Annotated in this window: 21 protein-coding genes and 2 pseudogenes; 14 read left to right on the plus strand and 9 right to left on the minus strand. The window is 39.5% G+C overall.

What is annotated here, in order from left to right; genetic code table 11:
• Nucleotides 1-60 precede the first annotated feature (60 nt).
• Nucleotides 61-1,662 (plus strand): APC family permease, encoded by a 1,602-nt coding sequence (locus ACGF5R_RS06150; RefSeq protein WP_262980074.1) that lies wholly within the window; start codon nt 61-63, stop codon nt 1,660-1,662.
• Between the two features lie 151 nt (nt 1,663-1,813).
• On the opposite strand, the gene ACGF5R_RS06155 is transcribed toward ACGF5R_RS06150, so the two are convergent.
• Entirely contained in the window at nt 1,814-2,395 is a 582-nt protein-coding gene (locus ACGF5R_RS06155; RefSeq protein ID WP_112875951.1) for a carbonic anhydrase, read from the minus strand.
• 219 nt (nt 2,396-2,614) lie between these two features.
• Here ACGF5R_RS06155 and ACGF5R_RS06160 point away from each other — a divergent pair, with 219 nt between their 5' ends.
• The 6 genes from ACGF5R_RS06160 to ACGF5R_RS06185 all read left to right on the plus strand — a co-directional run bounded on the left by ACGF5R_RS06160 (nt 2,615) and on the right by ACGF5R_RS06185 (nt 5,555).
• On the plus strand, nt 2,615-3,055 hold the full coding sequence (locus ACGF5R_RS06160; protein ID WP_112875950.1) for a cupin domain-containing protein: 441 nt from the start codon (nt 2,615-2,617) through the stop codon (nt 3,053-3,055).
• 268 nt (nt 3,056-3,323) lie between these two features.
• Entirely contained in the window at nt 3,324-3,566 is a 243-nt protein-coding gene (locus tag ACGF5R_RS06165) for a type II toxin-antitoxin system ParD family antitoxin (protein ID WP_112875949.1), read from the plus strand.
• Complete coding sequence (locus ACGF5R_RS06170; protein WP_162119924.1) at nt 3,559-3,852, plus strand: type II toxin-antitoxin system RelE/ParE family toxin; 294 nt, start codon at nt 3,559-3,561, stop codon at nt 3,850-3,852. Before ACGF5R_RS06165 ends, ACGF5R_RS06170 begins: the two co-directional genes overlap by 8 nt.
• 300 nt (nt 3,853-4,152) lie before the next feature.
• Nucleotides 4,153-4,374 carry a type II toxin-antitoxin system Phd/YefM family antitoxin gene (locus ACGF5R_RS06175; RefSeq protein WP_112875947.1) on the plus strand — a complete coding sequence of 74 codons (222 nt, stop codon included), beginning with the start codon at nt 4,153-4,155 and terminating at the stop codon, nt 4,372-4,374.
• Nucleotides 4,371-4,760, plus strand: coding sequence for a type II toxin-antitoxin system death-on-curing family toxin (locus tag ACGF5R_RS06180; RefSeq protein ID WP_112875946.1), 390 nt, complete (start codon nt 4,371-4,373; stop codon nt 4,758-4,760). The genes ACGF5R_RS06175 and ACGF5R_RS06180 overlap by 4 nt, the downstream gene beginning before the upstream one ends.
• Nucleotides 4,761-5,273: 513 nt before the next feature.
• The gene (locus ACGF5R_RS06185; protein WP_387690115.1) at nt 5,274-5,555 is read left to right on the plus strand and encodes a hypothetical protein; all 282 of its coding nucleotides are present in this window, start codon (nt 5,274-5,276) and stop codon (nt 5,553-5,555) included.
• Between the two features lie 251 nt (nt 5,556-5,806).
• On the opposite strand, the gene ACGF5R_RS06190 is transcribed toward ACGF5R_RS06185, so the two are convergent.
• The 3 genes and pseudogenes from ACGF5R_RS06190 to ACGF5R_RS06200 form a co-directional block, all read right to left on the minus strand.
• Complete coding sequence (locus tag ACGF5R_RS06190; RefSeq protein WP_112875944.1) at nt 5,807-6,988, minus strand: P1 family peptidase; 1,182 nt, start codon at nt 6,986-6,988, stop codon at nt 5,807-5,809.
• Nucleotides 6,989-7,420: 432 nt separating this feature from the next.
• Entirely contained in the window at nt 7,421-8,752 is a 1,332-nt protein-coding gene (locus ACGF5R_RS06195) for an aspartate aminotransferase family protein (protein ID WP_262980069.1), read from the minus strand.
• A gap of 270 nt (nt 8,753-9,022) precedes the next feature.
• Nucleotides 9,023-9,160, minus strand: a pseudogene (locus ACGF5R_RS06200) (type II toxin-antitoxin system RelE/ParE family toxin); the annotation flags it as partial.
• A 356-nt stretch (nt 9,161-9,516) separates the two neighbouring features.
• Between ACGF5R_RS06200 and ACGF5R_RS06205 the strand changes: the two are divergent.
• Complete coding sequence (locus tag ACGF5R_RS06205) at nt 9,517-10,629, plus strand: alkene reductase (RefSeq protein ID WP_387690118.1); 1,113 nt, start codon at nt 9,517-9,519, stop codon at nt 10,627-10,629.
• 57 nt (nt 10,630-10,686) lie between these two features.
• Here ACGF5R_RS06205 and ACGF5R_RS06210 read toward each other — a convergent pair whose 3' ends face one another.
• On the minus strand, nt 10,687-11,595 hold the full coding sequence (locus ACGF5R_RS06210) for a LysR family transcriptional regulator (protein ID WP_387690120.1): 909 nt from the start codon (nt 11,593-11,595) through the stop codon (nt 10,687-10,689).
• A 116-nt stretch (nt 11,596-11,711) separates the two neighbouring features.
• Between ACGF5R_RS06210 and ACGF5R_RS06215 the strand changes: the two genes are divergently transcribed.
• Entirely contained in the window at nt 11,712-12,029 is a 318-nt protein-coding gene (locus ACGF5R_RS06215) for a helix-turn-helix domain-containing protein (RefSeq protein ID WP_387690122.1), read from the plus strand.
• 66 nt (nt 12,030-12,095) lie between these two features.
• On the opposite strand, the gene ACGF5R_RS06220 is transcribed toward ACGF5R_RS06215, so the two are convergent.
• Nucleotides 12,096-12,974 (minus strand): PhzF family phenazine biosynthesis protein, encoded by an 879-nt coding sequence (locus tag ACGF5R_RS06220; RefSeq protein WP_387690124.1) that lies wholly within the window; start codon nt 12,972-12,974, stop codon nt 12,096-12,098.
• A gap of 346 nt (nt 12,975-13,320) precedes the next feature.
• Between ACGF5R_RS06220 and ACGF5R_RS06225 the strand changes: the two genes are divergently transcribed.
• Nucleotides 13,321-14,634 carry a glycoside hydrolase family 30 beta sandwich domain-containing protein gene (locus tag ACGF5R_RS06225; protein ID WP_112875938.1) on the plus strand — a complete coding sequence of 438 codons (1,314 nt, stop codon included), beginning with the start codon at nt 13,321-13,323 and terminating at the stop codon, nt 14,632-14,634.
• Between the two features lie 41 nt (nt 14,635-14,675).
• Nucleotides 14,676-16,118 (plus strand): 6-phospho-beta-glucosidase, encoded by a 1,443-nt coding sequence (locus tag ACGF5R_RS06230; RefSeq protein ID WP_387690126.1) that lies wholly within the window; start codon nt 14,676-14,678, stop codon nt 16,116-16,118.
• 39 nt (nt 16,119-16,157) lie between these two features.
• Here ACGF5R_RS06230 and ACGF5R_RS06235 read toward each other — a convergent pair whose 3' ends face one another.
• The gene (locus tag ACGF5R_RS06235) at nt 16,158-17,342 is read right to left on the minus strand and encodes a XylR family transcriptional regulator (protein ID WP_387690128.1); all 1,185 of its coding nucleotides are present in this window, start codon (nt 17,340-17,342) and stop codon (nt 16,158-16,160) included.
• A gap of 194 nt (nt 17,343-17,536) precedes the next feature.
• Here ACGF5R_RS06235 and xylA point away from each other — a divergent pair, with 194 nt between their 5' ends.
• From xylA to ACGF5R_RS06250, 3 genes are all read left to right on the plus strand, one after another.
• A complete protein-coding gene (gene xylA / locus ACGF5R_RS06240; RefSeq protein WP_262980062.1) occupies nt 17,537-18,856 on the plus strand; it encodes a xylose isomerase in 1,320 nt (439 codons plus the stop codon).
• A gap of 192 nt (nt 18,857-19,048) precedes the next feature.
• Nucleotides 19,049-19,240, plus strand: a complete 192-nt coding sequence (locus ACGF5R_RS06245) for a DUF5397 family protein (RefSeq protein WP_112875934.1) — start codon at nt 19,049-19,051, stop codon at nt 19,238-19,240.
• Nucleotides 19,241-19,566: 326 nt separating this feature from the next.
• A complete protein-coding gene (locus tag ACGF5R_RS06250) occupies nt 19,567-19,941 on the plus strand; it encodes a VOC family protein (protein ID WP_112875933.1) in 375 nt (124 codons plus the stop codon).
• Nucleotides 19,942-20,005: 64 nt separating this feature from the next.
• Here ACGF5R_RS06250 and ACGF5R_RS06255 read toward each other — a convergent pair.
• Together ACGF5R_RS06255 and ACGF5R_RS06260 are read right to left on the minus strand one after the other, a co-directional pair.
• Nucleotides 20,006-20,193: pseudogene (locus ACGF5R_RS06255) on the minus strand (recombinase family protein); the annotation flags it as partial.
• A gap of 21 nt (nt 20,194-20,214) precedes the next feature.
• Nucleotides 20,215-21,045, minus strand: a complete 831-nt coding sequence (locus ACGF5R_RS06260) for a KilA-N domain-containing protein (protein ID WP_088372935.1) — start codon at nt 21,043-21,045, stop codon at nt 20,215-20,217.
• Nucleotides 21,046-21,375 lie beyond the last annotated feature (330 nt).

Below are 21,375 nucleotides of genomic sequence, written 5' to 3' on the forward strand. Positions count from 1 at the left end.
AACGCGCAGTTACTCCACGTTGACGTATATCAAATAAGAAACAGAAAAGGGCGAATAATTATGGCGCTATACGAAGCCTCTTCACGTCCAAAATCCGGTTCAGGGCAGGGTAAATTTAAGAAACAGTTAACACTCACGGATTTAACCTTCATTGGATTAGGGGCTATTTTTGGCTCTGGCTGGTTATTTGCGGCCAGTCATGTGTCTGTTATTGCGGGACCGGCAGGGATTTTTTCTTGGGTAATTGGCGGTATCGCCGTGCTCTTACTTGGTATTGTTTATTGCGAACTGGGGGCAGCACTGCCGAAATCAGGTGGCATTATCCGTTATCCGGTGTTTTCTCACGGTGAACTCATGGGGTATTTAATGGGTTCCATCACCTTAATTGCGTTTTCCAGCTTAATAGCCATCGAAGTCGTCGCCGCTCGACAATATGCGGCGGCGTGGTTTCCATTTCTGAGTCAACCTGGTTCTGGTGATCCGACACTGACAGGCTGGCTGGTTCAATTTATTTTATTAGCATTTTTCTTTTATCTTAATTACAACAGCGTGAAAACCTTTGCGAAATCCAACAATATTATTAGTATTTTCAAGTTTATCGTTCCGCTGCTCGTCATTATTGTCCTGTTTAATTATTTCAATCCGAGTAATCTGCAAGTTCACGGATTTTCTCCTTTTGGGGTATCGGGTGTTGAAGCGGCGGTTTCAACGGGGGGCATTATCTTTGCTTATCTTGGTCTAACGCCCATTATTTCTGTCGCTGGTGAAGTGGAAAAACCCCAAAAGACAATTCCTATTGCTCTTATTCTCTCTATTTCACTGTCTACGGTTATTTATGTTTTATTACAGTTAGCTTTCCTTGGCGGGATACCCTCTGATTTACTCTTCGGTGGCTGGAATAACATTGGGCAATATTTTTCATTGCCGTTTCGTGACATAGCCTTAATCCTCGGTGTGGGGTGGCTCGCTTTTTTGGTGGTATGTGATGCGGTGATCTCTCCAAGCGGTACCGGGAATATTTATATGAATGCCACTCCCCGTGTAGTTTATGGTTGGGCAAAAAGTGGGACGTTATTTAGTGTGTTTACCCATGTTGATGAAAAATCGGGGATACCACGTCCTGCACTTTGGTTGACGTTTATTCTTTCTGTTTTCTGGACATTGCCTTTTCCTTCATGGGAAAAACTCATCAGTGTTGTTTCTGCCGCGTTAATTTTGAGCTACGCATTAGCGCCAGTAACCGCTTCTGCCTTACGCCGTAATGCCAGGGAGATAAAACGTCCTTTTTATGTTAAATGGTTTGCGCTCGTTGGCCCGCTTTCTTTTATTATTTCCGCTTTTATTGTTTACTGGTCTGGTTGGAAAACCGTTTCCTGGTTGCTCGGATTACAAATTGTCTTGTTCTTTATCTACTTGTTATTCAAAAATAAAGTTCCTATAGGCAAAGTGAGTTTGCGCCAACAAATAACCTCGGCCCTGTGGTTGATTAGTTTTTACAGTGCCATGATCATTCTATCCTATTTAGGAACGTTTGGCGGTAAAGGCATTATTCCTGCACCTTGGGATATTGTTGCAGTAGCAGTGATCTCTCTAATCGCCTTCTATTGGGGAACTTTTAGTGCTTTACCCAATGCTATTTTACCCACGGAGGATGAGGATTAGTGCTGATGGAAACTCATTGAGGCATGGACATCCTTGTCCACATTGATGCCGATAGATTTAAATAAGCTCATCATAAATTCAGATCAATAGTTACAAAAACGGAGATGAGCATAGATTCATTCTAGCCAGAACGTCCTCATTTTCTGAAAAATCAATCACTTTCTGCAATGCTTGTTGCTTCAGGGACCTCAATTAATTTTCCTGACCTCACATCATATATGTACCCATATATGGAGATATTTGCGGGGACAAGAGGGTGGGTACGAATACGATGAATATCTTCAACTACGCTATCAACTTGATTGTTAATGGTAAGCCATTTGATATATTTTCCCTCAGATGATCCTGTACCGTTGCCGACATCTTTAAATCCCTCTTCCGTCATTATCGCGCTTTCCAGGCTGCTTTCTAGTAGATCGCCCATGATATTGTCTGTAAAAAGCTCCATCCCACAATTAGTATGGTGAATTACAAACCACTCTTTTGTTCCAAAAAGTTTATAGGAAATGATAAGTGAGCGAATAGCATCATCGCTGGCCCTTCCGCCTGCATTACGAATAATATGAGCGTCACCTTCAGATAAACCTGCAAATTTTGCTGGATCTAACCTAGCATCCATACACGTCAATATGGCAAATCGTCTGACAGCAGGTAAACCAAGGGTTTTTTTATCACCAAAAGTTGCTGCATATGCAATATTAGCGTCACTTATTTCTCTGATAACGTTGCTCATTTTTCCTCCATTCATATTTTCTGGTTTAATAAATTATGATATAAAACAAAGATATATAACAAAAATCAACTTCTTAATAAAGCTAGGGTATCCATCTAGATAAATGAATATGAGGCTGAAAATACAAATACATAAAAAAAAATTATGAAAAAATATATACTCGTATCCTTTGTACTGGTCAAGTAAATCGTCTGTATGCACTATGCACAAGGATCCCATATGCGGCTATCTATTCGAACTTTATCAGCCTTTACATCTTTTGCTTTCCTCATTGCTCCGTTTTTCACTCAAGCACATAGCAGCAATACTGCTGGTATTAAAGTTGAAAAATTGCTTGAGACTGAAAAATCTTGGGATGGCGTGCCTTATCAGGGATACCCTAAAAGCACTCCTCAGCTTTCAGTTCTCAAAATTACTATTGCGCCAAATACCAGCCTTGCCTGGCATGAGCACCCGATACCCAATGCAGCTTACGTGCTGGACGGGGTGTTAACGGAAGAGAAAAAATCCAGTGGCGAAAAACGCCTTATAAAGGCGGGAGAGGTGGTACCGGAGATGGTTGACAGCATTCATCGCGGTTACACAGGTAAAGAGGGTGCTACTCTCGTGGTCTTCTACGCGGGACAAAAAGGGATCCCTCTTTCTAAACCTGTTGAGTAAAAATCACTCAGGTACGATAAGGTATACTCGGAGACGACCTTTAACAACCTGAGAGCTGTTAGTACAGATAAACTCGGTGTTAAACCCGTCCAAACTGCGTCGTGCCGGTCCGGCGTGTTTGTCGCTGTAGGAACGGAGGCAGGTTTTCCATTTTTTTCGATGTATTCACGCATGGTTAGCGGGCAGTGTACAAACATAGTCCGTTGGCGATCATTATTATGCCTTGCTATAATTGTATTACTCAGTAATACATGAAGAGACGAATTTTATGGCACGAGTAACTAGTGTTACCCTTGGTGAGCACTTCAACGGGTTCGTTGGTGATATGATCCAATCTGGTCGTTATGGCAACACATCCGAAGTTGTCCGCGATGCTTTGCGCCTGATGGAGGCTCGCGAGCAACGTATTCAGAATGTTCGTGAAATGGTGCTGGCTGGTCTGAATTCCTCTGTCAGCAAAAACAGCATGGATGATATTTTTGTAATGGCCGCGAAGGACTTAAATGTATAAGTTCTCTGAGTTGGCTGATGAAGACATATTTCATATTGCCCGTTATACGATACAGCAGTTTGGTCAAAATCAGGCGAGGCGTTATCACGATGAACTGAAAAGAACTTTCGAGCTATTAGCCACATCTCCCTGGATTGGCAGGGAATGTGATTGGATATGCGCAGGAATGCGCCGCTTCGAGTTCAAGAAGCATTCCATCTATTACATGTTGCAGGATGACGATATCTTCATTTCACGCGTCATTCACCAGTCGATGGACGTTGATATATTCGATTTTCCAGAATAAGTCCATGGTGATGATTGTTACTCTAAGTTTAAAAGTCTTCAATATTAGTTTGCTGCATCATGGCGACGCAGGCGTTTTCATCTTATCTAGTTGTTAAGCGCCTTCATCACTTATTTCTTATTTGGCTATCATGATGCGCATAATGTATATTATGTTAAATAACCTTAGACAATAAACAACTTCGCATAGACTAGGTGATTTTTGACATCCCTCCCTTTTCCAGTGTTACGGTGAGTTGAATGATGTACGTTTTATATGTACATTGCATGTGTACACCTACTTCTACCTAAGGAGATAACCATGCAAACCTATACTTCAACTCAGGCCAGAGCCAATATTTCTGTGGTGCTGGATATCGCAGTCAATGGTGAGCCCGTTGAAATCACCCGTCGGGATGGCAGCGCTGCCGTAGTGATCAGTAAAGCGGAATTCGAGGTGTATCAGAATGCAAAGCTGGATGCCGAGTTTGATGCCATGATGCAACGTCATGGTCACACAATAGCGGCGTTGACTGACCGATGATTTGGGTAAGTGCTCAAGAAGTTATTGCCTTCCATGATCGCATACTGCGACGTTTTCCCGGCATTGCCGGGATAGCAGATCCTGGTAGAGCGCAGGCATTGATTTATCGTGTGCAAAACCGAGTTCACTATGAAGGCGTTACTGACCTTTTTGAACTCGCCGCAACTTACTGGGTAGCGATTGCTCGTGGTCATATCTTTAATGACGGTAATAAGCGGACCGCATTTCTCGTGACCATGAGCTTTCTTTGGCGTAATGGTATTCGCATTCGTGATAACAACAATACTCTGGAAAACTTAACTGTAGAAGCTGCTACCGGTGAGAAAACTGTCAGTCAGTTGGCTCAATATTTGCGAGAATTAGTGGACAATTCGGATTCACTTTAACTATGTTTTGGTATTTAAGCAATTTGATTATTATTTTCTGAATATCCTGAAGTATCACCTTTCTCTACTACTCATAAATTAAACTCATTATAACATGCCCTAATTCTGTAGGATTATGGGTTGTTCTAAAATATTCCAATAGAAGATTTTTCCTATGCCATTAATAATAAGAAAACAATTAAGTATAAAAAAGTTTTTCGGGAAACTAATTGTATACAAAACAAATTAAATATACTGGCATTAAAGATAGTTTCATATAAAACTATAGGAAAATAAATTATCCTTATAGATTAGATTTGCTTTTTTGATTTCTGGTACTATTATGATAAATGGAAGTTAGGTTTCCAACCTAATCCAATCTAGGATGAAAAATATAAGCAGTTTTTGAATTTTAAAATTGTAACATCATCGATGTGGTGATTTATATTTTGCATGCATTATCACATATGATTTTGGTAAGTAATACGTTTAAATTAAATATATAAATTCTGAAACTATTTGAGGAGAAGTTTTATGTTCAAGAAATTATTAACAGTTGGGGCATTAGTAACAGTATTAATTGGAGGAATTGGGACTGTATCGGCAGCACCTTGTAATTCTCAGGAACCAGAATATGTTGTTAACGGTATATATTTTAGATATGTTGTTAATCCTGATGATAATTTGCCTATTTCATTTTCGGAGAATACTAAATTTGGATGGATGACATGGAATCTTTACTATCTTGTTGGACCTTGTGAACTCCACACTGGAGGTAACGCTTTCCAAGCTCTCTATGAAGGTAGATTAAATTAAAGGCTTTTTAAGAATACAGATAAACCCTGTTTAAAATAGCGGGGTTTTTTCTTTTATCATGAATAATTATATTTCCTATTTTTCCTTTATTGGCTATGTATTAAAAGTGTTGATTGACTTTAAACATAATATTCATTTCTCGATGAAGGCACCGATGACTTTGTTGGAGTTTGTGTACCCTTCCTTGTTCATGTTAACCTCAACCAACACATGTTAAATATACATAAAATGGTCAGTCGAGGTTTAAAAAATTACATTTCAGGTGATACTAAGACATTATATTTTTTCAATATCTCTTTAACTCTATCTTTAGGAATAGAAAACGAAGTATTGCCATTTCTCCCAACCATTTTTTTTGCGGTGATCATAGCATTAATTATTGCTTCTTCTGTTGCATTTATTGTGGCCTCATACAAAGGATCTAGTTTGTCATTTGACAGCATTTTTATTGTTCTTATATCCTTTCTAGAGAAAACATCATTATTTGCGGTTGAAAATGCAATAAATATCTCACCGCTCGTATTCCTGGCTACCCCACCTACTTTTGCAAGCCCAAGAGATACTCTTTTAGCTATTTTTTCTAATTGGTGAGGAGCTAATGGTGCATCTGTGGCTACCACTGCTATTATAGAGCCGGCATCCTTTATTTTTTTCTTGTCTCCATGATATATCGGGTTGAGATCCTTTATTTCTTTACCAACCGGAATTCCAGAAATAATCAAGTCATCTCTATCGCCAAAGTTGCCTTGAACGAGAACGCCAACAGTATATCCGCCATCTTTCTTATCCAGAATTCTTGATGAAGTACCTGTGCCTCCCTTAAACTTAAAAAGGTTCATTCCAGTTCCGCCGCCAACATTACCCTCTTCTATCGGCCCTGATTTAGCACTATTTAACGCATGATATACATGTTCTTTTTTTACATGCATACCGTTTATATCATTTAATATTCCATCCCACGTTTCTGCTACCACAGGTAATAACCAAAATAAATCATCTTTTAGTGGTGATGTTAGATTATTATCAAACATCCAGCTAATTGTTGAGTCTCTAACAACACCAACACTATGAGTGTTGGTTATTAATATTGGCGTTTCCAGAAAACCACTTTCTTTGACCCATTGATTGCCTGTCATATCTCCATTTCCATTTAAAGAGAATGTACTGGAAAATACCGGGCTAAATTTCTTTCCTCTTGGCAATATAGCTGTCACGCCTGTTCTTATTGGGCCTTTTCCAACCTCTAGCTTTCCATCGCCTTCTATTATGGTTGAATAGCCAACTTCTACACCACTAACATCTGTAATCGCATTATATTTCCCAGTTACTCCAGAGAAAGGAATGCCTAAATCCCTTGCTCTAATCTCATCGGCTAAAGAATTAGAAGCTATCACTGACGATAGAGATAAAATTATAATATTTAATATTTTCATAACTACTCCTTGTTATACCAAATTAACTCGAAGGCTTAAGATTCAGAACATGAAGATCCAATACGAAAGGGATTGGTTTTTGACCAGTCGATATACCCTTTTGCACTATTACGTAATTATATTATTTAAGTTTACAATTTATTGTGATATTCCGCTGATATTTAGCAGGAAGTATAGTCAGAAATCAGTTCTCGGCACATACCACATGGGCTTCTGCACAAACTGCAATACGGCCAACATTTGCCTTAAGTGTTACAATTTCGCCAGAGCGCAGACGTAGTGCGGCACCCACAACATGCCAATTCGTTGTTCGGAATCATTATTATTTCTCGCATTATCTCTAAACGCTCACCTATCAAGTGAGCGTTAAATTTTACGTCAGTTATAAATTTCTATAACGGCACATTGTCACCCTTCTATTCGTCCCTCACCTCAGCCAATGTGATGCAATACTTCCCCAACGGCGTCAAAAAGCCGATCCAAATCGGCTCGTTCAGCATTGAACATAGGCCCGAATTGCAGCGTATCACCGCTAAAGCGTACGTAAAAACCTGCTTTCCAAAGCGCCATGCTGGCATCAAAAGGACGTATAGCGGCATCACCGTCACGGGCAGCCAATTCAATTGCTCCCACTAAGCCACAATTGCGGATGTCGGTCACATTTGGGCAGTTTGTGAGAGAGTGAAGTGCCATTTCGAAATGAGGAGCAAGTTCAGCAGAGCGTTGGATAAGATGTTCTTTATCCAACAGATCTAAAGTTACTAACCCGGCAGCACAGGCTACGGGATGTGCCGAATAGGTATAACCATGACTAAACTCCACGGAGTGTTCCGGTAGAGGCTGGGACATAAAGGCCTCATAAATTTCACTGCTTGCCACTACGCCTCCCAGAGGAATGGCGCCATTGGTAATTTGTTTGGCAAAGTTAAGCAGATCTGGCGTCACACCAAAATATTCAGCGCCAGTCCAGCGTCCCATGCGACCAAAACCAGTAATAACTTCATCAAAAATCAACAAAATATTATGTTGATCACAAATTTCACGCAGACGCTGTAGATACCCTTTGGGCGGAATAATCGCACCGGCGGAACTGGACACAGGCTCGACAATAACTGCCGCAATATTGGAGGCATCATGCAGTTCGATCAACTTGAGCATCTCGTTGGCCAATTCCACGCCGCCGGTTTCCGCCATACCCGGTGTAAACGCCATACCGCTCTGCAATGTATGGGGTAAGTGATCTACATCCATTAACTGTCCGAACATTTTGCGGTTGTTACCAATCCCCCCCAAACTGGTACCCGCAATATTGACACCGTGATAACCACGTGCACGGCCAATCAGTTTAGTTTTCTCGGGTTGGCCTTTTACTCGCCAGTAAGCTCGTGCCATTTTGACCACGGTATCTACAGATTCAGAACCTGAGCTGGTGAAAAAGACGTGGTTGAGATCACCGGGTGTTAAATTGGCAATTTTTTCTGCCAGTTGAAACGATAAGGGATGACCGAACTGAAAGCCTGGTGAGTAATCGAGGGTGCTCAATTGGGTAGCGACAGCTTGCTGAATTTCTGTCCGGGTATGGCCCGCTCCACAGGTCCAAAGACCGGAGAGACTGTCATAAATTTGGCGCCCTTTATCGTCCTTTAGCCATTGCCCTTCGGCAGCAACGATAAGGCGTGGATCGCGTTGGAAATTTCGGTTGGCACTGAATGGCATCCAGTGAGATTGCAGGTTTAACGATTCAGAAAAACGAGTTTCAGACATAGCTAACTTCCTCTCACAAAAGTAAAATTTGAGTTTAGTTCAACACTCCTATTTTCGCCAACGATAAATAACTAAATTACATATATACCCTATGGATTTCAAGATGCATCGCGACGGCAAGGGAGTGAATCCCCGGGAGCATAGATAACTATGTGACCGGGGTGAGCGAGTGCAGCCAACTGTGAATTTAATACTAGATTCAACAATCTTTATCTCCTTCATTTGAATTTTGCATCATAACTAACGACAGTGTATCTGACATTTCCTTACCTATCTTAGTCTATTACTTGCCAGTTCATACGCTTCACTCCGTTCGCGCTTACCAACTGCTACCACGGCGATAATCAACACATTATCCATGACCTCATAAACCAAGCGAAAACCAGAAGCGCGTAATTTTATTTTGTAGCCAGCCTTTGACTTTATTTCAATATATCTACTCTTAATTCCCCCTCCCTTCATTATTCAGTGAAATCAGATGAATTTCATATTAAATTCTTCCGATGTTACTTAATGCCATTGAGTCAATGCTGAGGTTTGATTATTAGTAACTTGGGGAATATCGCTCCCATATTAAGGTACGCACTCTCCCTAATTGAAATTAAAGTCAATTAAAACAATGCATTATGAATAACCTGGATTTGTGCGTCAAATTAAAACTATTGAACCTAACTTTCCTACCAATTACCCTTCTTCTCACCAAAAAATAATGCAATTACGTTTTCTTGTCTGGATATTTCGCAGTCTCATATAAAGGAGGATTTATGAAGTTTCCCCATCTGTTTAATCCATTAAAAGTAGGTGCTATTACTACGCCCAATCGTATTTTTATGGCGCCGCTCACTCGCTTACGAAATACTGAACCCGGCGATATTCCCACGCCAATGATGGCTGAATATTATCGTCAACGTGCCAGTGCTGGGTTGATCATCACTGAGGCGACGCAGGTTTCATTTCAGGCAAAAGGTTATTCAGGCGCACCGGGGCTGCATACTCCTGAACAGATAAGTGCCTGGAAAAAAATTAATGAAGGAATTCATCAGGCTGGCGGTCTTAGCAACGTGCAACTATGGCATACGGGGCGAATGTCTCACTCTTCTCTCCAGCCGGAGCAACTAGCCCCTGTGGCACCTTCTGCGATATCGGCTAACGCGCGGACTTCGGTGCGAGACGCTAAAGGCAATGTGATTCGAATCAACACCTCTAAGCCACGTGCTCTGGAGAGAGATGAAATTCATCAGATTGTCAATGACTTCCGTCAGGCAGCCATCAATGCACAAGAAGCTAACTTTGACATGATGGAAATCCATGCTGCGCATGGTTACCTTATTCATCAGTTCTTGTCGCCCGCTGCCAATCAGCGTAATGATGAATATGGTGGCAGTATTGAGAACCGTGCGCGATTCGCTTTGGAAGTGGTGGATGCTGCCATTGAAAGTTGGAGCTCTGATCGGATTGGCATCCGTATCTATCCGTTAGGGCCATATGATGGTCTAAGTCATTATGAAGATAAGGAGAAAGCAGCACTTTACCTGATCCGCGAGTTAGCAAAACGTAATCTGGCTTATCTACACATTTCCGAGCTTGATTGGACTGGAGGAGAACCTTTCAGTGAAGCATTTCGTCAAACTATTCGCGAGGTTTATCCTGGTGTGATTGTTGCGGCAGGCGCCTATACTGCCGAGAAAGCGGAGAGACTGATTGAAAAAGGATTAATTGATGCTGTGGCATTCGGACGAAACTTTATCGCTAATCCTGACTTAGTTGAGCGCCTGAGAATTGATGCGCCCCTGAATGAGCCGCGTCCAGAATTCTTCTATGCTAATGGCCCGGAAGGGTACATCGATTATCCTACCTTAGAGCAGTTAAGCGCGTAATCATACAGTGCGCTTTAATGGCGGTGATAATCACTGCCATTAAAGCGCTTTCACCTGCTACTCCCAAGGCACTCCGTCTTCCCAGCTCTCTACCAATAGGTCAATAAATCCTCGAATGCGAGGGGAAAGATGCTTTTTACTTGGATAAATGATTCGGATAGGTTCAGGCTCAACATGATAATTTTCCAATACGGGGATAAGCTTACCGTTACTAAGATCCCGACCAACAACATAGCTAGGTAGATGAATGATACCGAACCCTGCCAGCGCTGATTCGAGCATGGTTTCCGCGCTATCTATGTTTAGACGTCCCGGCCCGTCGAAAACGTAGGTTTCTTCCGCAGTCCCAAAACGCCAGGTGCGGCGTCTATCCGCACTCTGGAAGAAAATGGTGTCATGCTCATGCAGCGTTTGTGGCGTTTCAGGTACACCTCGCCGGGCCAAATAATCCGGTGACGCACAGGTAATCATCCGCTGAGTAGCGATGGTACGTGTAAGGATACGAGAATCATCTTTCGGTTCACCAATGCGGATGGCAATATCGAATCCTTCCTCGATCAAGTCAATATAACGATCAGTAAAGGCAATATCCGCCTGTAGTTCAGGCCAGCGTTTCAGGAAAGTTTCTAGCAAGGAAAGAATATGGCGCTTCCCTAAGGAGATCGGTGCGGTTAATTTCAGCGTCCCGGTCGGGTTTACCCTGCGCATCGCCATCGTGTTATCTACCTCTTCGAGGTCTTCAAGAATTTGACGACAGCGTTCGAACATAATGCGTCCTTCATCTGTCAGGCTAAGCCGCCGCGTTGTTCGGTTTAGCAATCTTACGCCTAAGCGGGTCTCCAGGCGCACAATGCTCTTACCAATAGCGGAGCGGGTAAGTCCCATAGAACCCGCAGCTTGCGTATAACTTCCGGCCCGTACCGCAGCAACGAAGGCTGCAATATCACCGATTCGATTTAATTCCATTTATGCTCCTAAAATATTCTGAGGATAGGCTGCTTAAAACAGTCACGTTGCGTTTATTTCGTTTGTTGTGTTTTTCGTTTAGTTTTTTAAAGTGAAATGACTAACAGGTGCTAAACATGATTACTTCTACTTTCTCTGATGTAAATCTTCCAGCTAAACACGAAAGTGAAATAGCCGAAAAGGGGTTGCGTGAATTTGCTGCGTTCCTTTCAACAAAACTTGAAACAACTCAAGAAGCTGCAAACATATTGAATGTATCGCGACCTCATATGGTTAAACTTCTGGAAGATGGTTGTCTTCCTTTCCATAAAACAGGTCGACACCGGCGTATTCGTTTTGCTGATCTGATGGAATATAAAAAGCAGCGTAACGCTGAAAATATGGAGGCTATGAGGGAACTAGCTAATCAGGCTCAAGAATTAGGGATCTACTAATGATTCATTCCCCGTACCCTGTCGGAAAACAGATGTTTTCCGACGTTGCAAGTGCTCTTTCGGAATTTATATCGTAATGGTGCCATTGATACAAGTCACAGCACCACCGCCGACAAAAATCTTACCGTCAGAATGGCTGAGCCATATGCTTCCCTGACGGCCAAGTTTTTTGCCTTGTGATGAATGAACGATTTTATCGTCAATCATTGCTACCTTGTGGTGGCGCATAAATGCGGCAACACTACCATTTCCACTACCGCAAACAGGGTCTTCATTGACACCGCATGATGGGGCGAAAGATCGTACTTCAATATCAGCTTCTGTCCCCTCACGGTAGGCACCATACAGACAAACCCCGGTGATGTTCATTTGCGTGTCATGCTCGCACAATTCGGCATAATCAGGTTCTGCTGCTAGCACGGCTTCTGCTCCCGTAGTATGAGCGACAATCCAGCGAGCTCCGACATCAATAAGTGCCGGTGTTAACGCGCGATCTAACGGGCAACCCAGAATACTTTCGAGGCGATCTATCTGTTCGGCACTAAGCAATGTGATGGCGGGTTCCGGCAGTTCGAAGGTGATTGATTTATGACCACTTTCCATTTCAGTAATGTTCAATGTAATCAGCCCCGCCCCACATTCCTGCACAATACGCCCTTCTCTCGCCTGAATTAAACCGGCTTCAAGCAGAGCATGTGCGGTACCGATCGTAGGATGACCGGCAAAAGGAAGTTCACTGCCGGGAGTGAAAATCCGTACACGGTAATCTGCTAGAGGGTTTTCTACGGGAAGAACAAAAGTAGTCTCGGAAAGATTGGTCCAGTTAGCAATGGCCTGCATCTGTATTGGTGTGAGTCCCTTGGCATCCATGACAACGGCAACGGGATTTCCTTTAAAAGGCCGGTGAGTGAATACATCAACCTGCTTAAATGGTACGAGAGACATAAAATTTCCTTTTTATGATGTTGAAGGTGGTTTAGCAATATATCAGTGAAAATATATCAAGACTATCATAACGTTACGCTTATTTTCTCAAAAGTAGTTTATATCCTACCCTTTAATTTAAGCATCTATACCCCCCTTGCCGTCGCGATGCATCTTGAAATCCATAGGGTATATATTATTAACACGGTGGTTTATAATAAAAAAATAATTTCGGTAGAGTATATGTGATGAAACTCAAATAAAACAATTAAATTAAACCCTTTGTGAAATAACATAATACTAATGTTAAAATAATTGTGTTTAATTTGTTGTAATGAATTGATACTTTTATGGGAAATAATAAATCATGATTAGACTTATCTATACAAATGATAAAGAACAATGGAAAGAAGGATTATCGATCATAAAAACAGATGAAAAAGCCAATTTAGTTATTACTAATAAACGAGGTCGAAAACTAGATGGCTTTGGTGGTTGTTTCAATGAGCTTGGGATGAAAGCTTTATTAAGTTTGGATAAAGAAAATAGAAAAGTAGTGCTAGATAAATTATTTTCACCGGATGGAGAGTGTAAATTAACATTGGCCAGGATGCCTATTGGTGCCAGTGATTATGCAGTTTCTTGGTATAGTTTAAACGATATTGAAGATGATTATAGTATGGCTAATTTCTCCATTAAAAGAGATAAACGTTTACTCATTCCCTATATAAAAGAGGCTTTAGAAAGGCAACCAAATTTAAAAATATCTGCTTCACCGTGGAGCCCTCCGGTATGGCTTAAAACCCATCAAGTTTATAATTTTGGTAGATTAAAGAGTGATGCTCAAAGTCAGGATGCATATGCTTTATATTTTGTAAAATTTGTTGAAGAGTATCAGAAAGAAGGCATTTCAATTGATCAAATTCATATTCAGAATGAGGTTGCTGCGGATCAAAAGTTCCCTTCTTGTGTATGGAACGGTGAGCAATTAAGAGATTTTATAAAAAACCATCTCGGACCGAAATTCGAACAAAATAATGTAAAAACTGAGATTTGGCTAGGTACTATTAATGCCCCTGAGTTCTCTAAAGAAATTGGACAGGATTATGATGATTATGCAAATTGTGTATTGCGTGACATAGACGCCTATAAATATATAAAAGGCGTTGGTTATCAATGGCAAGGAAAAAATGCTATCCAAAGAACGGTACAAAGCTACCCGGAATTAAGATATTATCAAACTGAAAATGAATGTGGTGATGGTCATAATAGTTGGGAATATGCTCATTATGTATTTACACTTTTCAGACATTATTTAACTAATGGTGCTAATGGTTATTTTTACTGGAATATGGTGCTACATTCAGGGGAAGAAAGTAGTTGGGGTTGGAAACAGAATAGTATGATAAGTATTCCAAAAGGAATAAATAAAGTGATATATAATCCAGAGTATTATGTCATGCGCCATTTTTCGGGTTTAATTTTACCTGATGCGCAACATGTTGAGTTAGAAGGTAATATGTCAGGAAATGCCGTTGCTTTCGAGAACAAATCGGGTTCCCTAGTGGTGAATATAAATAACTCTTATAAAGAAAAGAAAAAAATAAATATTAGTTATAATAATGATATTTGGTCTGTTTATTTGGAGAATAACTCAATTAATTCTATTATCTTTAATTAAGAAAATAGATTTTTGATGAAGATAATAATCAGGAGTTACCTATGAAGAATAAATTCCCTACCGGTTTTTTATGGGGCGGCGCGGTTGCCGCTAACCAAGTTGAAGGTCATTGGAATCAGGATGGTAAAGGAATGAGCATTGCTGATGTTATGACAAAAGGAGAGCACGGTGTTGATCGTGTCATAACTAATGGTATTGAGGAAAATAAAATCTATCCTAATCATCAAGGTGTGAAATTTTATTCCCATTATAAAGATGATATTGCACTATTTGCAGAAATGGGATTCAAATGTTTTAGGACATCAATTGCTTGGTCAAGAATTTTTCCTCATGGTGATGAATTACAACCTAACGAAGCCGGCTTAAAGTTTTACGATGGCCTTATTGATGAATTATTGAAATATAATATTGAACCCATTATTACCTTATCTCACTTTGAAATGCCTTATTATTTGGTTAAGGAATATGGTGGTTGGTATAACCGAAAATTAATAGACTTTTTCATGAATTTTAGCCTGGTGGTTATGGAAAGATATAAAAATAAAGTCAAATATTGGATTACATTTAATGAAATTAATAACCAAATAAATTGGCAATATCCACTATTTGGTTATTGTAATTCAGGTGTGATTTATCAGGATTACGACAATCCAGAACAGGTTATGTATCAGACTATTCATCATCAATTTGTTGCTAGTGCAAAAGTTGTCAAATTAGGCCATGAAATAAATCCTAATTTTAAAATTGGCTGCATGATCCATATGTCGCCATTATATCCAGCGAGCTGTAAGCCAGAAGATGTTTTATATGCACAACAAGCTATGCGTCAGAAATATCTTTTTAGTGATGTTCAACTTCGTGGATATTATCCATCTTATCTTATTAAAGAATGGGAAAGAAAAAAGATAGAACTTCATATTGAAGATGGCGATTTAAATTGGTTACGGGAAGGTTGCGCTGATTATTTAGCGATAAGCTATTATATGAGTGATATCGTCGCTTCATCTACAGAGATGTTAGAAAAAAATAGCCAATCCCTATCCTTCTTTGAAAAAGGAAAACTCAATCCCTATTTAAAATCCTCTGAATGGGAGTGGCAAATTGATCCTATAGGTATTCGATACAGTTTATCTGAATTATATGAACGTTATCAGAAACCCATTTTTATCGTTGAAAATGGGTTGGGTTCCGTTGATAAATTACCTCAAGATGGTGTTATCAATGATGATTATCGTATTGAATATTTAGCATCACACCTATCTGAAATTAAAAAATCTATTTTATTCGATGGTGTTGATATCCTCGGTTATACTGCATGGGGATGTATCGATTGTGTCTCTTTTTCGACCGGTGAATATCGTAAACGATATGGATTTATTTATGTCAATGTTGATGATAATGGAAATGGGGATTTTGTACGTTATAAGAAAAAGAGTTTTTATTGGTATAAAAAAGTCATAGCAATGAACGGCGAAGATATCTGATTAAATTAAAAGCTATCCTATTTTTTGAGGATGGCTTATTTAACTCTTTTTGGTAATTTTATATTTATCTCGATACTCTTTAGGTGTCATATTATAATTTCGTTTGAACATGGAGTAAAAATAATGTAAAGAAGAGTAGCCGCAAACGGTAACAATTTCACTGATTGAAATAGAGGTGTGGATTAAAAGATTTTTTACTTTACCTAATTTCTCATTATGAATGATAGTATGAATTGTTTGACCAAATTCACTTTTAAAACGGTTTTCAAGATTAGAACGAGACATACCAATAGCATCAATAACTTGTTCAACTCTTATCCCTTTACACGCGTTATGACGAATATAATGCATTGCTTGAATAACTGCGGGATCATTTAATGCCCGAAAATCTGTCGATTGCCTTGCAATAACCTTTAAAGGTGGAATTAATTGGCGATGATATTTTTTAGGAATGTAACCTTTAAAAAGCTGATGAAGCAATTTTGCTGCTTGGTAACCCATTTGTTGTGTACCTTGCACAACGGAAGAGAGCTCAGTACGTGAAAGAAAACGGGCTATTTCTTCATTATCTATGCCTATAACACAGAGTTTATCAGGAATAGGAATATTTAAATGTTCACATGCGGCTAAAATATGTCTAGCTCTGGCATCCGTTACTGCGATAACGCCTGTATTTGGGGGTAAAGTTTGAATCCAATTTTTTAATCTATTTTGTGCGTAAAACCAATTTTCTGGTGTCGTCTCCATTCCTTGATACACCACACCTTGATATTTTTCTTTTTCGACTAATTGTCGGAAAGCGTATTCACGCTCTATTGCCCATCGTTTACCACTTGTCTGAGGTAAACCATAAAATGCAAAACGTTTAATACCTTTATCTTTTAAATGATTAAATGCACTTTCTATTAAAGCGAAGTTATTTGTCGCAATATAATGAGCCGCAGGATAGTGATTTTCTTGGTGATAAGAGCCGCCGACACCAATAACAGGAATGTCTAACTGACTGAAAGTACGCTGGATTTCTATATCATCAAAATCAGCAATAATTCCATCACTCTGCAAAGTTTTCAAACTATTTAATTTCGTGGTGAAATCTTCTTCAATGAAGATATCCCAATTACATTGAAATGCCTGTAAATATTCACCTATCCCTTCTATCACTTGACGATCATAAGCTTTATTGGCGTTAAATAATAGTGTTATATGGTATCGTCTATTCATCATTTATTTCCTTATTGATTTATACAATCTTAATCATAATTATTTTTCTATTTTCAGGGTTAAATTAATGATAAATTATGAGATAAATCACACAATTAACAATAATCTTAATGAAGAAATAAAATAACGCAATTGAAAATAGCGACATTGATGAACAAAATTTTATATACACATATACCTATTAGATAGAGGCAGATATGCAGCCGTATTTTGAGGGAATAAATAGAATTAGTTACGAAGGTAGGCAAAGTAATAATCCATTAGCTTTTCGTCATTACAACCCAGAAGAGATTATTTTAGGCAAAAAGATGAAAGATCATCTGCGTTTTGCCGTCTGCTATTGGCACAGTTTCTGTTGGAATGGTACGGATATGTTTGGTTCTGGGGCATTTGAGCGTTTTTGGCAAACAGGAGGTGACGCTTTAGAACTGGCTAAGCTTAAAGCTGATGTCGCTTTTGAATTTTTCTACAAGCTCAATATTCCTTTTTATTGTTTCCATGATATTGATGTTGCCCCTGAAGGTTGTTGTTTAAAAGAATATATTTATAATTTGGACGTCATGTCCGATATTCTTGCAGATAAACAAGCAGAGACTGGTGTTAAATTGTTATGGGGAACGGCAAACTGTTTTACACATCCTCGTTATGCTGCCGGTGCGGCAACTAATCCAGATCTTAATATTTTCGCTTATGCATCAGCACAAGTCTGTCAAGTTATGCAAATGACTAAAAAACTGGGTGGTGAAAACTATGTACTGTGGGGCGGACGTGAAGGCTATGAAAGTTTGCTCAATACAGATTTACGTCAGGAAAGAGAACAAATCGGCCGTTTTATGCAAATGGTTGTGGATTACAAATACAAAATTGGTTTTCAGGGAACATTATTAGTTGAACCTAAACCTCAGGAGCCGACCAAACACCAATATGATTATGATGTGGCTACCGTTTATGGTTTCCTAAAACAGTTTGGCTTAGAAAATGAAATTAAGGTGAATATTGAAGCTAACCACGCCACATTAGCTGGACACTCATTTCAACATGAAGTCGCCACAGCAATTGCATTGGGAATATTTGGTTCTATTGATGCCAATCGTGGGGATGCTCAACTGGGTTGGGATACCGATCAATTTCCAAATAGTGTCGAGGAGAATTCTCTGGTAATGTATGAAATCTTAAAAGCCGGTGGTTTTACTACAGGTGGTTTAAATTTCGACGCGAAAGTTCGTCGTCAAAGTATTGATATTGATGATCTATTTTATGGGCATATCGGCGCCATCGATACTATGGCTTTATCATTAAAGAGTGCGGTGAAAATATTAGTAGACGGTAAATTAGATGAGTATGTCGCTCAACGTTATTCTGGTTGGAATAGTGAACTAGGTAGAAATATTCTTGAAGGAAAAATGACACTTGATGAAGTGGCTCATTATGCAGAAACATTGGTTCAGGAACCTAAACATCGAAGTGGACAACAAGAATTACTCGAAAATCTTATTAATCGCTATATTTATGATTAAATTAATTATTGGCTAACAGGTTTCGTATTGGGAACGGCTAAATTAGCGAAAATAGTACTTAATTATGAGAAAGCACTGTACTGCCAATTTACAGTACACAATTTCAAGGGGTTAGCATTCTCGAAAGTCGTTCTTGAAACAATATTCTCAAAATACTACACTATCAATGAATTTTAATAATGAGGAACGGTCATGATAACGACACCGTTTGTACCGGTTGGCACGATAAAAAGCTTTGGTGTGTTTGGGCCAAAATATGAAGTAGGAAAATTGCTCCGTCCGTTAGAGGATGGTGATTGGATGATAGAAGTCGTCCTGGTAGAAACGGGTGAAAAAACCGAATACCGTCTGACCCACGTTAACAATGACCCCAAGGCTACCTGAATGTACGAATGGAAGATTTTTTTGGTAAAAGGTTGAGAGTCACCGGTTTTGATATGGATGTCGAATCCTTAAATACCAAAACACAAGAGGTAACTTTCATATTTCATGATAACAATTCCATCTAATACAAATTATCTCCACAAGATCCGATCTTAGGCACATCTTCATCGTCCAGAATTTTCATATCACTTTACACGTGTATGTATATACAGGTAATTAACATCATATTATAATGATAAGCGTAATCCGGTAACAAATGTTACCTATTGATTTATATAACGATTTACTTTTACTCTCTTATTGAATCTAACTTAGATGAGAATTATATGATGACAGTATCCCCCAAGCCCAACCTTCAACTTGTTTACGTATCTGATATTGAACGTTCGACAGCCTTTTACAAGACACTTTTTAATTCTGAACCGGTGTTTTCGAGCCCTCGTTATGTGGCATTTGCCGCCGGCGGTGAAGCGCTATTCGCTATTTGGTCAGGCGGAACAACGCCAGATGCCTCTACTCCTCGGTTTTCTGAGATCGGTATTATGTTGCCATCTGGAGAAGATGTAGATCGCTTATTTGAAGAATGGCAGAAGAAACCCGATATCAAGATTGTGAAGGAACCCCACACTGAAATCTTTGGTCGTACTTTCCTCGTTGAAGATCCCGATGGTCATATTATTCGGGTATGTCCTTTGGATTAGATGTATTGATTCCGCTACAATTTCTACTTTTCATGGAATAGGAAAACCTGAGATTTAAAAGAACATCGGCCAGCGCGGCAAAAATCCCAAAGACCAATTTGCCACTGGCCGTCGTCGTATCAATTTCTGTACTTTGCCCGGTCTACTTTAAATCCTATTTTTCGATCCACAAGATTGTGGATAGTATTCACTAGGTGTTTTAAGCTTCGGCCAAGCCTGTCGAGCCTTCCATACCATTAACACATCGCCATTTCAAACAGGCATCTGAACAACCTATTTTAATTGTTTAAGTTTTTCAATGGATTTGTTTTCTATCAGGATCTTCATTTGACTGACCGCAACGCGATTTAGCTTTTGGAACCTGTCGTTTGCAGAGAGGCCCTGCTCGATAAGTTCAGCATTGAAGCTTTCTAAATTAGATAACACGACAAGCTGTTCCAATGTGGCATAGTCCCGTATATTGCCTTTTAGTTCCGGGTTCTCTTTACGCCAGTCACTGGCTGTCTTGCCAAACAAAGCCAGATTCAATATATCGGCCTCATTAGCGTAAGTAAAGTTTCTTGCTTTTGGGTTAAGCACCAAGGCGGGAATAATGTTTGTTTTTATTGACTCTGTATGAATATGATAGTTGACTTTGGCCAGAGTGCGTGAAACATTCCATTCTAGATTTTTCTGTTCATTTTCTGCTTGTTTGAGCCGTTGGAATTCTTTTAATAGATAGAGCTTAAACTCTGCGCTGATCCAGGAAGCAAACTCAAAAGCAATATCCCGATGCGCATAGGTTCCGCCATATCTGCCCGCTTTCGATATGATCCCTATTGCATTGGTAGTTGTGATCCAGCGTTTTGGCGTGAGAGAGAAACTGTTTGCGCCCGCTTCATGTTTAAATCCATCGAATTCGATGGAATTAAAATCGGGATTATGTAGCTGTTCCCACAAACCGATAAACTCAATGGTACTGCGGTTTCTCATCCAGTTTTGCAGAATGTAATCACTGCGGTCGCCATCTTTGTACTTAGCGATGTCAGATAGCGATATATAGTCATCTTGTTTGTCGGAAAAAACAGAGACTTTTATACCCCGGACATCAATTTTTTGCGCCATAAACCTTTTTTCTCACTTTTGATGTGTCAGTTAAACGAAGGTTTAAATGACAGTCTTGTTTTAGCCTAAATACGGATGGAAAGATATAATATAAACTGTATATAAATCTATGTCTATTAAGTGAATTAGCAACGCAATTCATATCAACTCAGTTGATAATGTTCTAATAATTATCCATTATAGCTAATAATAGTTTTAATGTGTCATTTTGGGGACGTTATGATTTCACATGAAAGAATAGCATAGGGTGTTCTGAGATGCAGTATGTTGTTTATCGCAATACTAGAAATTTTGCTTACCCATATCTTTAAATAGCAACTAAAGGACTTC

Origin of the sequence: Photorhabdus sp. RM71S, from assembly GCF_042879355.1 — a bacterium.
Taxonomy (GTDB): domain Bacteria; phylum Pseudomonadota; class Gammaproteobacteria; order Enterobacterales; family Enterobacteriaceae; genus Photorhabdus; species Photorhabdus kayaii.

Coding starts and splice junctions, on each gene's coding strand:
- ACGF5R_RS06165 (WP_112875949.1), top strand. CDS start 3,324: ATGGCACGAGTAACTAGTGTTACCCTTGGTGAGCACTTCAACGGGTTC.
- ACGF5R_RS06215 (WP_387690122.1), top strand. CDS start 11,712: ATGATTACTTCTACTTTCTCTGATGTAAATCTTCCAGCTAAACACGAA.
- xylA (WP_262980062.1), top strand. CDS start 17,537: ATGCAGCCGTATTTTGAGGGAATAAATAGAATTAGTTACGAAGGTAGG.
- ACGF5R_RS06210 (WP_387690120.1), bottom strand. CDS start 11,595: ATGGAATTAAATCGAATCGGTGATATTGCAGCCTTCGTTGCTGCGGTA.
- ACGF5R_RS06250 (WP_112875933.1), top strand. CDS start 19,567: ATGATGACAGTATCCCCCAAGCCCAACCTTCAACTTGTTTACGTATCT.
- ACGF5R_RS06260 (WP_088372935.1), bottom strand. CDS start 21,045: ATGGCGCAAAAAATTGATGTCCGGGGTATAAAAGTCTCTGTTTTTTCC.
- ACGF5R_RS06160 (WP_112875950.1), top strand. CDS start 2,615: ATGCGGCTATCTATTCGAACTTTATCAGCCTTTACATCTTTTGCTTTC.
- ACGF5R_RS06205 (WP_387690118.1), top strand. CDS start 9,517: ATGAAGTTTCCCCATCTGTTTAATCCATTAAAAGTAGGTGCTATTACT.
- ACGF5R_RS06190 (WP_112875944.1), bottom strand. CDS start 6,988: ATGAAAATATTAAATATTATAATTTTATCTCTATCGTCAGTGATAGCT.
- ACGF5R_RS06180 (WP_112875946.1), top strand. CDS start 4,371: ATGATTTGGGTAAGTGCTCAAGAAGTTATTGCCTTCCATGATCGCATA.
- ACGF5R_RS06220 (WP_387690124.1), bottom strand. CDS start 12,974: ATGTCTCTCGTACCATTTAAGCAGGTTGATGTATTCACTCACCGGCCT.
- ACGF5R_RS06150 (WP_262980074.1), top strand. CDS start 61: ATGGCGCTATACGAAGCCTCTTCACGTCCAAAATCCGGTTCAGGGCAG.
- ACGF5R_RS06245 (WP_112875934.1), top strand. CDS start 19,049: ATGATAACGACACCGTTTGTACCGGTTGGCACGATAAAAAGCTTTGGT.
- ACGF5R_RS06230 (WP_387690126.1), top strand. CDS start 14,676: ATGAAGAATAAATTCCCTACCGGTTTTTTATGGGGCGGCGCGGTTGCC.
- ACGF5R_RS06225 (WP_112875938.1), top strand. CDS start 13,321: ATGATTAGACTTATCTATACAAATGATAAAGAACAATGGAAAGAAGGA.
- ACGF5R_RS06185 (WP_387690115.1), top strand. CDS start 5,274: ATGTTCAAGAAATTATTAACAGTTGGGGCATTAGTAACAGTATTAATT.
- ACGF5R_RS06170 (WP_162119924.1), top strand. CDS start 3,559: ATGTATAAGTTCTCTGAGTTGGCTGATGAAGACATATTTCATATTGCC.
- ACGF5R_RS06155 (WP_112875951.1), bottom strand. CDS start 2,395: ATGAGCAACGTTATCAGAGAAATAAGTGACGCTAATATTGCATATGCA.
- ACGF5R_RS06195 (WP_262980069.1), bottom strand. CDS start 8,752: ATGTCTGAAACTCGTTTTTCTGAATCGTTAAACCTGCAATCTCACTGG.
- ACGF5R_RS06235 (WP_387690128.1), bottom strand. CDS start 17,342: ATGATGAATAGACGATACCATATAACACTATTATTTAACGCCAATAAA.
- ACGF5R_RS06175 (WP_112875947.1), top strand. CDS start 4,153: ATGCAAACCTATACTTCAACTCAGGCCAGAGCCAATATTTCTGTGGTG.